Origin of the sequence: Dethiosulfovibrio faecalis, from assembly GCF_021568795.1 — a bacterium.
Classification (GTDB): domain Bacteria; phylum Synergistota; class Synergistia; order Synergistales; family Dethiosulfovibrionaceae; genus Dethiosulfovibrio; species Dethiosulfovibrio faecalis.
Window position 1 is genome coordinate 33,574 of sequence record NZ_JAKGUE010000011.1, and the last position, 13,554, is coordinate 47,127.

General features: G+C 52.9%; 9 protein-coding genes. All 9 read right to left on the reverse strand.

Features of this window, described 5'->3' with window-relative positions:
- Positions 1-43: 43 nt before the first annotated feature.
- Positions 44-2,125 (reverse strand): amidohydrolase family protein, encoded by a 2,082-nt coding sequence (locus tag L2W58_RS08720; protein ID WP_236102956.1) that lies wholly within the window; start codon positions 2,123-2,125, stop codon positions 44-46.
- A 411-nt stretch (positions 2,126-2,536) separates the two neighbouring features.
- Positions 2,537-3,517, reverse strand: a complete 981-nt coding sequence (locus L2W58_RS08725; protein ID WP_236102957.1) for a hypothetical protein — start codon at positions 3,515-3,517, stop codon at positions 2,537-2,539.
- Positions 3,518-3,525: 8 nt separating this feature from the next.
- On the reverse strand, positions 3,526-5,325 hold the full coding sequence (locus tag L2W58_RS08730; RefSeq protein WP_236102958.1) for a hypothetical protein: 1,800 nt from the start codon (positions 5,323-5,325) through the stop codon (positions 3,526-3,528).
- A 114-nt stretch (positions 5,326-5,439) separates the two neighbouring features.
- The gene (locus L2W58_RS08735) at positions 5,440-6,252 is read right to left on the reverse strand and encodes an alpha/beta fold hydrolase (RefSeq protein ID WP_236102959.1); all 813 of its coding nucleotides are present in this window, start codon (positions 6,250-6,252) and stop codon (positions 5,440-5,442) included.
- Positions 6,252-7,253 carry a lipoate--protein ligase gene (locus L2W58_RS08740; protein WP_236102960.1) on the reverse strand — a complete coding sequence of 334 codons (1,002 nt, stop codon included), beginning with the start codon at positions 7,251-7,253 and terminating at the stop codon, positions 6,252-6,254. The genes L2W58_RS08735 and L2W58_RS08740 overlap by 1 nt, the downstream gene beginning before the upstream one ends.
- Positions 7,254-7,322: 69 nt before the next feature.
- Complete coding sequence (locus tag L2W58_RS08745) at positions 7,323-8,012, reverse strand: epoxyqueuosine reductase (protein WP_236102961.1); 690 nt, start codon at positions 8,010-8,012, stop codon at positions 7,323-7,325.
- Between the two features lie 512 nt (positions 8,013-8,524).
- The gene (locus tag L2W58_RS08750; RefSeq protein ID WP_236102962.1) at positions 8,525-9,133 is read right to left on the reverse strand and encodes a TetR family transcriptional regulator; all 609 of its coding nucleotides are present in this window, start codon (positions 9,131-9,133) and stop codon (positions 8,525-8,527) included.
- Positions 9,123-12,170: an efflux RND transporter permease subunit gene (locus L2W58_RS08755; protein ID WP_236102963.1), complete on the reverse strand. Its 3,048-nt coding sequence runs from the start codon at positions 12,168-12,170 to the stop codon at positions 9,123-9,125. The genes L2W58_RS08750 and L2W58_RS08755 overlap by 11 nt, the downstream gene beginning before the upstream one ends.
- Positions 12,167-13,441, reverse strand: coding sequence for an efflux RND transporter periplasmic adaptor subunit (locus tag L2W58_RS08760; protein ID WP_236102964.1), 1,275 nt, complete (start codon positions 13,439-13,441; stop codon positions 12,167-12,169). Before L2W58_RS08760 ends, L2W58_RS08755 begins: the two co-directional genes overlap by 4 nt.
- Positions 13,442-13,554: the final 113 nt, after the last annotated feature.

Below are 13,554 nucleotides of genomic sequence, written 5' to 3' on the forward strand. Positions count from 1 at the left end.
AATCAAAGCATCTTCACGATCTCCATATCATCTCCAACGACGATCACTTTTTCAAGTGGAAGCTATACTCGAATCCTCTTTCGTTCAATCGCTTTAAATAGTCCATAGCCTCATGGTCGGGAAGCCCTAGATCCTGCCGAAGGACCAAATAGAGGTGGTAGAATTCCCCCTTCAGGCTGGACGCGAAAATACCGGGATCATCGGTACCCAGGCTGACCATGACAGCTGGGTCTCCGTCCAAAGATCTATTTGGAATTCCCATCCATCGAAAGACATGATGGTCCCTCATATCCCGATATTGACTTATACGAACGTTGCTCGTCGGCAGAGTCTCTATAACCAATCTCTTCCGAGATATCTCGGACAACACCGCCTGCTGATATGCCGCCAGTTCCTGAACATCCAGGAAATCGCTTCGTACCTCGACGTAATCCTTCCAGGCACGCTCGAGAAGCTCCTCATCCCGCCACCACCGGTTTAAAGGCTCCAGACGGATGTTTCCCTCTTTCTCTCTAATCTGCCAGACGAGCTTGGCCTCTTTCCTTATATCGTCGTCCAGAGAGACGGTCCGCCAACTCCAGCTCCTGTCAGTCACAGCAGAATATACGAATTGTGGGTCGAGATGCCGGAGCTCCATGATTCGATCCAGAGACTCCAGGGAGAGATTTTTCTGAAAAATCTCGCATCCCAAACGTAAAGCTACGGAGTCCAACCGGGAAGCCGTACCGTTGTTTTTATAACGGAAGTATCGCCATGCCGATAGCGCATCCAAAAAGGCCTCACCCTTAGGAAGAACGATCGACCCCGGCATCGTATCCAGCCATTGCCTGGGATGCATACCTAAAGCGGTACAATGTCCCAGACGGTCACAGGGCTTCAATTCCAAGAAGCGAAGTCCGTCGTCTATCTGACGAATACCTCCTGCCAGATGAATAAAATCCTCCCCCACGTGGTATGTAACCTGCTCTAAGCCGAACCTGCGGCAGAGACGGAAAACGGAGGCGAAAACCTCCGGCGGAGCATCCATCTCGTTAGACGCGGCGTCCACCCCGCGAATCCACCCTTTCAAATCCGGCCATTGCCTTAGGGTATCCCTCAAGACGAGCGCTCGTTCCGTCAAATCCCTACGTAGGCTATCGAAATAATAGCCGTCTTTTTGCGGAACCCATCGTTTTTTTATAAAATGGGCCACCAGACTCAAACTCAAACAACCCGTCGACTTCTTTTCGAGATCCGAGACCTCCCTCAACAACCCGGACAACGACTGCGCCTTCGACCGAGAAGGAGCGGCTTCGACATCGGAGTGATCCGACATATAATCGGCGTATCCGTTAAAAATAGCCAGAAGCAACCGCTCGTTCTTATATCGGCTTACCTTCGGAGAAAAGCGACCTTCCAGAAGATCTATCTCGCTTTTACGACCTGCCACTCCATGAAACTGTCTAAAACGACGACAGAACTGAGTCTCCTCAGGCTCCCTCAACTCCTGCAACGTCACCTTTTGGAACTCGTCGAATCCGAAAAGATCCTCTCTTTGAACCAACAGCTGAAGAAACTGCCCCTTTAATAGAAGGTAAAGATGAAAAGCCCTGTCGGCATAGATCTGAGGCTCTTTACGAAGACGATTCAAGGCATCGATCTGCCATTTTTCCTCGAAAAGGACCGTACTGGAGAAGGTATAAGGCAGTGGCTCCTTCACAGACAAAAAGAACGGACTTGGGTAATTTTTCCCCTCCTCGCATCTTCTGGAGAAAGCGATCAAAAAAGCCCGCAACTGCCGTGCAAGTCGACATCGACGAAGCAGGATCTCTGGAGAGAGGGTCTCGTCCACGGAAAAGCATAATTCCCGAACCTTCTCCTCGCCTCTGTAGGAGTTGAAAAAATCCATGAGTTCCCTGCCGGGATCGACCATCGCCCTCAACCAGATCAATTCCGCCGGGGTGGAACCGTTTAGATGCAGGTGAGTCTCGTTCAGGCCGTTTCGAGACACATATGACTCCACGGTAGGATCGTAGGGAGTCGGATAGGAAAAGAGATCCTCTCCACCTTCCAGATCTTTTCCATGAAATCCCAGCAGACCTAAAAAGGCACACTTCACAGGTAACCATGAAATTCTGGAAAGCACCGACTGCCAAAGAGAGAAAAGATCCCATTTGACCCATATCCTACTATTCTTATACTCTAGAAAATAGTACGCTAGAGAGTCTAAAGCGGGAACCACCCATTGAGGCGGGCTCTTACACCTACGCTTATTGACGTCAAAATTATCGTAGATTTTATCCTGAGACCCTAGGAAGCCCTCCCAACGCTGGCGAAACACGTGGTCCGGCATCGAGTAATGAAAGCCTCGAAAAGCATGAAAGACCTTCTCCCTACAGACATCAGCATCCAAAGGCTTGATGAACGGCTCAGCCTTGAGATAATTCAAAAGGATAGGGTTTGATATAATTAGAGGTTCTATACGTGTGTTATCTTTCATAATAATGAGACCGATCTATAAACAAAAAAGTTCTGGCTATTTATTAGGTTTGGATTTTTACACGCCAGAATCTTCATCTGGCACTTTTTTTGAAGTTTGAGCCTTATTTGCACTTGCAATCCAAATATAAGGCAATTCTTTCTCATCAATTCCATTTTTGCCATCATCACTCTGAGGAAAAATTCCTTTTTTTAACAAAGAGCCTGACGGCATTAATTTAATATACTCGATAGCTTTATCGTGTTTTTCCCGTGTTTGTTTTTTATATGCAACAAGCGGTTTTATCAGTTGCAATATAATCAACAGAGGGCAAGAGCAGAAGGTGTAAAACAAGGGGAAGTCTTTTTTTAACCTTTTAAACCCACTGTCACCATGTTTTTTTATGCCATATACATCAAAAACTTTTTCTAAATTGTCAAAATAAACTTTTGGACTTTCAGAAGGATTTTTCCATTCAAGACCTTTTATAGCATTCTTTTTCGGCGAAGATTCCGTGTCTGAGGAAGCATAAAAACTATATTCCTCAAGCAAAACAGCGTTAAGAAGACAACACACGTTTAGGAGCATAAACTTCCACAAGGTTGTCTTTAAATTCTTCAGATCGGACTTGTTATTCGAAGCAATGCTAGTCCACCCGAAAAACAACCTGCTCCATATCTTTCCCAACAATAAAGGAGAGGAAGCAAAATTGACGTCCTTCAAGGACTTTAGCCACTCCGAAATCCACTCTACGAGAAGATCTCTCGATGGATCACTTGATGCCTCCTCGTGGTTTTCCTCTTCGACATTCTCTTCGGGAACATCTTCTTCCGTAGGATTAACGGTATCAAGTATCCAAGGAGCCGCCGTCACGGAGATACCGGACATAGCTTTATTAAGTATAACAATAATAGCTCTTGTCATAATGCTTTTATAATCATCTTTGTTGTTATCAATCAATAATAGACCTAAAAGCTCTTCCATGGCTCCCAACAATGGGAAAATGGTCACAAAAGAAACGGAGGATTTAGTTTCTAAATTATTATATGTAATAGACATAACCTCTTTTAAAAGCCTCTTGTAATAAGAATCCTTGGCTTGTTTTTTAAAAAATTACTCATCACCCCGCACTGAAACTTCACAGAGGCATTATAGTTATCTTTAATGTTAAAAGAATCGGGCACATTGTCCGGCCTCCCTCTATTGACCCTTATAAACCCACAACCGATGTTAACCTCTGAGAATTTTACCAAATTAGGACCGGAGAAGACTCCAGGTGCCCTTATCGCCCAGTGACGTGAGTTTTCCTCCATTACTACTCCCATGTAGTCCTTGAACTTTCTACGACTTTCTGTGTTTTTGGGGAGACCTCCAGCCACAGCAAAAAGGCTTACGCTCCCGGGACCTTGAAGAAGATAACGGATTATCCTGTCGGGACGCCCTAGACACGTCTTAGCCACCTCTGCGGCCAATACGAAGGAGCAGGCCTTTAGAGCTTCGCTCTCGGCTTGAGGCCTTAAATAAAACCCGGTGTCGTTGTCCCCACCGTCCAAGGTAGTGTCGAAAACCGCTTCCACCAGTTTGGGAAAAGAGCCTCGAGCCAGGGCCTCGGCGTCCACGTTCTGACTGTAAAGGCTTCCTAACATTGCGCCTCTCATGGCCTCGGCTAACGCCGCAGGTTTGGACAGCGATTTGTCGTTGTTGTTATATCTGACCATCACCTGGATGATCGTCCGGACCGACATCTTTAAGAACTGATCTACGTATATTTTCAACTGACCTGAAAGGTCCACCCCGGAAAGGGACAGCCCCTCCTTTAGCATCTGTTCCACCGCTTTTTGAAGAGACAGCTCATCGCCATTTTCAATGAAAATATTTTTACCGGAGCCGGGAGCCACAAAAAGCTCTCTAGCATTTTCCGTCTCAAGCAATTCGCCCAAAGGCGCTAAATGGACCCTCTGTCCCAGAGGAAAAATCTTCAGCAGATACTGCTGTTCCAGATGATCCACCATCCGAACCCGTTCGTCGCCTCTATCCTTGTCGTTTTTAATGAGAGCGTCGCTGAAGTTCTGAAACTGATTGTCCCTGACGAGGTGCGTATAAAGCTGTAGATCTCCGGTTACGAGAAAAACCAATCCGGGGATATCCCCGTAACGACGGATCATCTCCAAAACATCCCAACCTCTGTGGAAATTTGTATCCACGTCGTCGAAGACGACTAGAAAAACGTCTATTTTCAAGATCTCCCTGGCCTTCTCGAACAGGCCCCTTACACCGTCGTGAAGACTCAAGCCGTCTTTAGCGTTGTCTATCTTTCTGTTCAAGGAAATTATGCTGTCCAGGTACCCCTCGTCCACCGACTTTCTGCCCCCCTCGTGGGAAGACAAAAGATTGATACCGCCGGCTATATCTTTCAGCTCCTTTCGCCATTCCTCGTATTTCTTCTCCGTAGTTTGATCGGATGCTGAGCACCCTTGGTACTTAAAGACCATATCCTCGACCTTACAGTTCAGGCTGGCCAAAAGAGACAATAAAAGATGCTGCCCCGTCTCTATCTGGGTGGGATCTATAAAGGCCAACTCGCAGAAGCTGGGTCCATTTTTATCGTTGGAATTATGGGTCAAACGATGGGCCACGGTCTTCAAGAAGGTGCTCTTTCCCGCCCCTCTCGTACCGTCGACGAAGAAAACGTTCCATCCGGTCTTGCTTTTGCCATCTTTATCGTTAAAAATCTTATTCTTTTCGACTACCATCTTAATTTTATCTATGAGATTTTCGCACTCGGAGGCTCTTATGAATTCATCGTCCTCCATCACCTTGGCGTAACTTTCCTCTGTTATGTCTATCGTTATTTTATTTTCGCTCATAAAAACGCCCCCTCGATATAGACAACGCTTTATTTAAGCTACACCCAATGAACTAAATTAGCAAGTCTTAAAAAAGGACCTGAACGGATACCCGTTCAGGTCCTTTTTCAACATTCAATAAATCAAGAACTCCGTCACCATCTCGGCCAGCTCTTTCGGGTACTGGTAGACCAGGCCGTGGCCTCCGTCGGAGAAGGAGCGGAAGGAGCCGTCGGGCAAAGCTTTCGCCAGATCTCTGGACAGAGACGCCGGGATGACTCCGTCCATATCTCCGGCCACCACCAGGGCTGGAACGGATATTGACGATACTTTGTCGCAGCATCCCTTCCAGGACGCTATGGCCTCGACCTGCCCCGCTATGCCCTCGGCGCAGCGGGAGTATACGGTCATGGGTCGGGACAGGAAGGCCTTCTCGAAACCGGGATGGGAGTCCAGCCATGACCGGGGGAAAAGCATCCTCAAAGCCGTCTTCGTCCTGTCCATATCCGTTCCCGACACGTCCATAAGATCGCCAAAGGTCTCCGGGCGAGTGGCCAGCGCCGCTCGATGATCGCAGCAGGTACCGTAGAGGACCAGATCCCTGACAAGCTCCGGCCGGGCCAGTGTCAACTCCTGGGCAACGTAGCCCCCCATGGACCAGCCGAGCACGTGGGCCGATTCGATCCCGAGATGGTCCAAGAGACCAGCTGCGTCGGAGGCGAACCTCTCGATCCTAGGGGGCTCGGTGCCGATAGAACTTTCCCCCAGTCCCCTATTGTCGAAGGCTATAACCTTGAACTTTTTCATCAAGGTCGAGACGAAGGGGAATCCCCAAAAGTCCATGGTGCCGCCGAAGCCCATGATCAGAAGGAGAGGCTCTCCTTGTCCCGCAACGGTGTAGGCCAACGATACGTCGTCGATCCGGACGGTTCGAAAACCCTGGGACATCAGTCTACCACCAGATCCGTAAGTTCTTCCGCCGAGACTCCCAGGATGTATTTTTCCACAGGAAGGGACGACAGGACATCCGAGACGGCCTTACGATCGAACCGGACGCCTCTGAGGGCGTTTTCCAGGTCGGACGGATCGGCCACGCTGAAGAAGTCTCCCCTTATGGCGACGTCCTCTATCGTGCCTTCCCTTACGTCCAGATAGACCTGCACCTTCCCCTTCTCGAAACGGCACTCCGACGACAGGGAGAAGGGGGGCGAGCTGCCCCACACCCAGTCCCAGGTGGCGTACTTGGAGTCCCTCATCTCAAAGATCTCCCGTACCTCGTCGTCATCCAGGGAACGGGCGGTCCCTCCGAAAGGGGCAGCGAAGTGGGACATGAGTCCCTCTATGAAGTCCTCCATCGGCATGGGGTTCGGCAGATGGGGGGCTACGTTGGTCACCCTGCTCCTGACCGAGGCCACTCCCTTGGACTTGAACTTTTCCGGATCGACCGACAGGGAGGCAGCCACGTCCTCCAGGCAGGAGTCGAACATTATGGTACCGTGATGGAGCATGGTGTTTTTGCTCACGTGCTGGGCGTTGCCGGAGAATTTCTTGCCCTCTATGGTGAGGTCGTTTCTCCCGGTAAGCTCGGCCTTCACCCCTATGCTGTCCAAATATTCCAGAAGGGGCTTGGTGTAGAGGGCGAAATCCAATCCCCGAGAGTCCCTGTCTCCGACCGGCAAAATGAAGGTGTAGTTCAGGTTACCCAGGTCGTGATACACCGCTCCTCCGCCGGTGGTACGACGGACCACCTCCACTCCCCTCTCCCGGAGAAAGGGCGGGTTGACCTCCCCTGCGGCGTTTTGGAAACGTCCCACCACAACGGTCGGCCTGTTCCGCCAGAGGATTATGTAGCCGTCCCCCGTCTCGGAGGATCGACCGAACAGAACCTCTTCCATGGCGAGATTGAAGAAAGGATCGTCGTCTCTATGTATTATGCAATGCATCGTCATCGGTATTCCTCCCCATATCGATAGGATATCGATGACATGGTACCACGGCTTTTACCGCCGGGACAGCCGTCAGTGTCTATCTTTTCGGAGGAATCTCTCCGTCCAGGGACAGCACCTTATGCATATTCCGCAGATGGCGTGCTTCAGGCCCCTCTCGTCCATGAAGGAACTCAGCTGCCCCATGCAGGCCTCTATCTCCACCAGCGAACCCCTGTCCATTCCGGGAGACCAGTTTCTATCTCCCGGGGCGTTGACGGGACATTCCTGTAGACAGGCGCTGCACGTTCCGCAACGGGACTCTAAAACCGGGACGTCTGCATCGAGAGGGGCGTCGGTGAAAACGGTACCAAGCCGAACGGCCGAGCCGTACTGCTCCGTGATCAGCAAGGCGTTTTTACCTATCCAGCCCAGTCCGCCCAGGGTCGCGGCGGTCTTGTGGGGAAAGGAGGCGCTCAATGTCCGACGGTCGAAGTCGGGAGAGGACGCGGTCTCCGCCTTCGCTTTGTATCCTCGGTCGGAGAGAAAGCGGAGTATTCGGTTCAGTATGTCGTCTATTCTGCCGTTCACCGACTTATATTCATCCTGATATCTCAGGCTTGGACCGTCGCATAGGGTCTCGACTATATCGGGGTCTAGAGCCACAGCCACCGATATTGCCCGCGGAAACGGCATCTTCAGTCCGGAGATATCCGCCACACCGATCAGATCGGCACCCCAACCGAGAGTATTTTTCTTCAGTTCAGCGGTAAGATCGTTCATCTAACTAGCCTCCTCGCCGATAGCGTCTAAAGGCATTGTATCCTCTAAAGAGAGGCGGATCATCTAGGTATATTCGATTATGCAACATACACCCGATACAGGTATTTATACCTATGCGAGAAGGCGTTTTTTCCCGATGTTACCGGTCTAAGCTAGAGCTATACTCTCATCGTAGATCGAAAGAGGTGGTATCCCTAAGCAACTTCACTTTGAACATGAAACTCATTCAACAAACCTTACACTTCCCGAAAAACTCCTAGTAAGAAGACGTCCGGAGCCCTACCTCCGGACGTCTTCTTACGTATTTTTACCTATCGTCCATGAGGTTTTTTTCCCGATGCAACTGAGAGCGGAAAAACATATACTCTGTTCATAGAGCGAGAGACTGAGTACCTCCAAGCAAAAACGACGCCACACACACACTTCTTCAAGCAACTCACACACTTCTATAACTCCTTGACGTAATCCCGGGGCCTAGGCCCCGGGATTACGTCCTTTCACCATATAGACCTCTAGCCGACCAGCCCCCTAAAATAAAGGTCCAGCATCGGGCCGACCAGAGACGATGGGTAGAAGGGCTCGGAGGAATAGAGGCTTCGCTCCATTAGGCCGAAGATCAGAAACCTAAGGGATTCCGCCGCCGCCCGAAGGTTTACCGATCCGGAGATATCCCCGGCCCCTCGGGCCTCCGCCAAAACCTTCTCGATTCTGATCAAGGTCCTCTCCCTCATTCCCTCTATCGCCAGCAATACCCGCTGGTCCTCGACCAGACTACGACGATCCAGAAAGATGGATAGAAGCCTTCGGGCGTTCTCGCTCTCCTCGAATACGGAGATTTCCTCTCTCGCCATATTGGAAAGCCTCTCCAGAGGAGGCCCCTCTCCTCTCAGTGTGGACTCCTCTATACGGTCGACTATGTCGGCGGCATATACCATAAGCTCCAAAAGAAGCCCCGCCTTGCCTCCGAAATGGCGGTAGAGGGCTCCCTTGGTGAAGCCGGCCTCCCTGCCTATTTCCACCAAGGTAACCCCGTCCACCCCTCTGACGGAAAAGAGCTCGGCGGAGACGTCCAGAAGCCTCTTTCTGGTCTTCGCAGCCTCCTCCCTGGTCCTACGGCCCATAGGAGGTCTCCTCGGAGGAAATGCCGTACATGGCGCAATACATCACCGGCACGACTACCAGGGTCAGGACGGTGGCGAAGGAGAGCCCGAACATTATAGTAACGGCCATGGAGGCGAAGAAATCGTCCAATGCCAGAGGGACCATGCCGAGAACTGTGGTCATAGCCGCCATCATGACCGGCCGAACCCTTCCGGTAGATGCGTCAAGCACGGCGGAGAAACGAGGCTTTCCCGCAGCCATATCAAGCTCTATCTGATCCAGAAGCACTATGGCGTTCTTTATAAGCATACCTATCAGGCTTAGGTAGCCCAGCAGAGCCATGAAGCCGAAGCTTCGTCCCGTTATCAGGAGCCCGGAGGTAACGCCTATGGCGGCCAGAGGCAGACACAGAAAGACCGCCGCGGGTTGACGAAATCCGTTGAATAACCCCATGACCACGATAACCATCGATATCAGACTCAACAGGAAGGGGCCTACCAGGGCTTCTTGAGATGTTCTGGAATCCTCGTACTCCCCGCCCCATTCGACATCGTAGCCATCCGGAAGCTTTAAGGCCTCCACAGTGGGTATCAGTCTGCGTCTAAGGTCCTCCGCCGATCCCTTCAGCGAATCACACTGAGGGGTTATAACCCTTGAGCGGTTCCTCCGCCATATCAGAGGGTCCTCCCAGAGCAGCTCCATGTTCGAGACCACCTGTCCGATAGGAACGAACCGCCTAAAACCCCGGCTCCACACCTGGACATCCGCCGCGGAATCCAGATCGGCCCTCTCCCTCTCGGGAACCCTGAGTTTTATGGGCAGGAGTTCGTCGCCCTCCCGGTAGACCCCTACTGTACGACCGTCGAAGGTCCCCTTCAAGGACGACGCTATGTCCTCCCTGGTCAGTCCGGCCCTCCGGGCCTTGGCCTCGTCCACCTCGGGCACCAAAACCTTCACCCTCTGGCGCCAATCGTCCCTGACGTCTATGCCGTCGGGATCGGCTGCCATGGCGGCCTTGACCCTTTCGGAGAGGGCCCGAAGGACCGAGGGATCGTCGCCGGTTATCCGCAGTTTTACCTCCCCTCCAGTGCTAGGCCCCTTCTTGAATCTCTCAAAACGGGGCTCCGAGTCGGGGAATCGCTCGGCTATCCATCTAGACTGTCTGGCGATTATCCCTCCTATTTCGTCGTAATCATCTACGGTCACGAGAATAAACCCATAAGAGCTATCCGGCAGCTCTGGCTCGAAGGCCAGATAAAATCGAAGGGGCCCCTCCCCGGCGAAGGATGCCACCGATTCAATGGAGGACTCGCTTTCCAGAAGATGTAGGGAGATCTCCCTCAGGTCGCTGTCGGTTCCGATGACATCGGTGCCCTCCGGCAGCCTGTAATGGATCATGAACTGATCTCGAACCATGTCGGGGAAAAAGCTCTGCCCAACAAAGCGAAATCCCCAAAGAGCCAGCAGAAGCATGGCCGCCATAATTCCCATAGTAGCCCACCGTCTTTCGACGCAATCGATGAGAAACCCCCTGTAGAACCTACGAAAACGTGATCTTCCTCCGTTTTCGTCGTCTATCTCTGGGGTCAGGAACATCACCGCCAAGACGGGGGTCACCGTTATGGCCAGAAACCAGGACAGTAGAAGCGACGCCGCCACGACCTGGAAGAGGCTGCGGCAGAATTCGCCTGTGACGTCTTTGGAGAGACCTATGGCGGAAAAGGCCAGTATGGCAACGACGGTAGCTCCCAGAAGGGGCCATTTGGTCTCGTCTACGACCCGGTCCGCCGCGGTCTCTCCGTCCTCTCCGGAGGAAATGCCCACCAGGATCCCCTCGGTGACGACTATGGCGTTGTCCACCAACATACCGAGGCAGATTATGAGGGCTCCAAGAGAGACGCTGTGGAGCTCTATTCCCATTACCCTCATGGCTATGAAGGTTCCGGCTATGGTGAGAAGCAGTATCGCTCCCATCAAAAGGCCACTGGTGATTCCCATAAAGACCACCAGAAGTCCCACCACTATGGCAACCGCCTCGGCCAGGTTCAAAGCAAATCCCCTGACCGCGTCTTTCACCAGATCGCTTTGAAAAGTTACAGTCTCTACCTCGACTCCTAGAGGAAGATCTTTTCTTATCTTTTCGAGTTCTCCCCGAACCATCTCTCCCATCCGAACGACGTTGCCTCCCGGCACGGTGGAGACCCCTATGGCGATGGCCGGGATTCCGTCGTAGGACATCATCCGGGAGAGGGGATACAGGTAGCCCCGAGATACCTGGGCCACGTCTTTAAGGTAGATCAGTCTTCCTCCTGAAGCGCCTCTTATTAAGAGATCCCCTATGCTCTCCACCGAATCCACACTACCCGAGGGATCTATGGGGACCCTGAGGGATCCGGCCATGACGGACCCCGAGTCCACCTCCAGGTTCTGTCCCTGAAGGGTGGCGGCTATCTGTTCCGGCGATATTCCCAGTTCGGCCATTCTAGCCCGGGAGATCTCGACGAATACGGCCTCGGTCCTTTCTCCCCATAGGGACACCTGTGCCACGTCCGGAACCAGAAGCAGGATTTTTTTTATGTCTTCGGCGTGGCGCTTCAACTCCGCCAGGGAGTAGCCGTCGCCGGTGACCGCGAAGACCACTCCGAAGACGTCTCCAAAGTCGTCGTTCACCATGGACGGCCCCGCTCCGGGGGGTAGATGTCTCTGGGCCTCCCTTACCTTTCGCCTGAGCTCGTCCCAGACCTGGGGAAGTTCGTCGGAATACTCGTCCTTTATATCCGCGTATACCACCGACAGCCCCCGCTCCGATCTGGAACGGACCCTCTTGAGCTGGGGCAGCCTCTGCAAGGCCTGTTCCACCTCGTCCGTGACCTCTTCCTCCACCTCCATTGGAGACGCTCCGGGGTAGGTCGTCGCGATTAGAGCGGTCTTGACGGTGAAGTCAGGGTCCTCCAGCCTTCCCAACCCCAGGTAGGCCCAGGCTCCTCCCAAGGCCAGAAGGACCGCCACGAAGAGGGTGAAGGACCTTCTCTTCATGGCCCACCGGGCCACGCTCATCTCGGCGCCTCCGACAGCCTCACGACCTGCCCCTCCCGTATCGAGTGAACCCCGGCTGTCACGACCCGATCTCCGGAGACCACATCTCCCGAGACGTCCACCCTGCCGTCACCCAGGCCTACCACCTCCACCGAGATCCAGTGAGCCCGCATGTCCTCTCCGAGGATCCATACGCCTGGGCCTCGGTCGTCGGAGAGAAGAGCCTCTATCGGAATACGGTAGACCGGCTCGGAACCGAGGCGATTTATCCTAGCCGATACCTGGACTGCCATCCCAGGAAGAAGCCTGAATCCTTCCGGTATATCCATGGAGAAGGTGGCCCTGTAGGTCTGGGTCTCCCTGTCGGGGGCGGAGGAGAACTCCACAAGCTTAAGGGGGAAATCCCTGCCGGGAAGGAAGTTGAACGACGCCCATACATCCAGATCCTCCGGATCGAGCCTGGCGGCGGACTCGGGGACATCTGCCACTATCTCCACCGACGAGGTGCTCTGAAGGCCGATGACCGGCTGCCTGACCGTCACAAACTGATAGTTTTCAACCATCCTGCTGGACACTACTCCGTCGAAGGGAGCCCTTAGCTCCGTGTCGGCCAGGGCAGCTGCGGCAGCTTTTTCCCTTGCCTCCAGCGATTTTATGCCCGACTCCATGGCCCTTATGTCCTCGTCCCTGGCTCCTTTTCTGGCCTTACGCAGTTCCTGTCTCGCCGCAGCCAGGGAAGATTGGGCCACGTCTTTGGCGGTCCTGTAACGATCGTACTCGGACTGAGATATAACCTTGGCCCGATAGAGCCTCTCGAAACGCCTAAACTGAGCCTCCGCCTCCTCCGCCCTGGCCCGGGCCGAGCCCACCTGGGCCTCCAGAGACCGAAGATCCTCGTTCCTGGCGCCCTTTTTCATGGCATCCAGATTGGCCCTGGCCTGAGCCAGAGCGCCTCTAACCTGCTCCAACGCCAGACGGAAATCCCTGGGGTCTATCCTAGCCAATAGATCTCCCTTCGAGACCCGGTCCCCTTCCCGGGCGGGAAGTTCCACCAAGGGACCGGACACACGAAAAGCCATGTCCACCCGTTTGGAGGCCCTTATCCTTCCCGGCACGGAGCGAACCGCGTCGCCGTTTATGGGCCTTAGCACCTCCGATTTGACCGGACGAACCGCAATGGGCTTTCTGTCTGCTTCGTTTCGGGAGAGAAAGCGAGGGCCCAAAAGAACCGCCGCAAGGGCAAGGACCAGAAAAAGCGGAAATATACGGCTCAACTTTTTATAGGACTTCACGGAATCACCCCATTTTAGATTCATAGAGTATCTATATTGCGGATTATAGAAACTCACCGAGGCATAGTCAACGGGAAGTGCTAAAATTTACGGACTCACAGTTATTAGGGGGA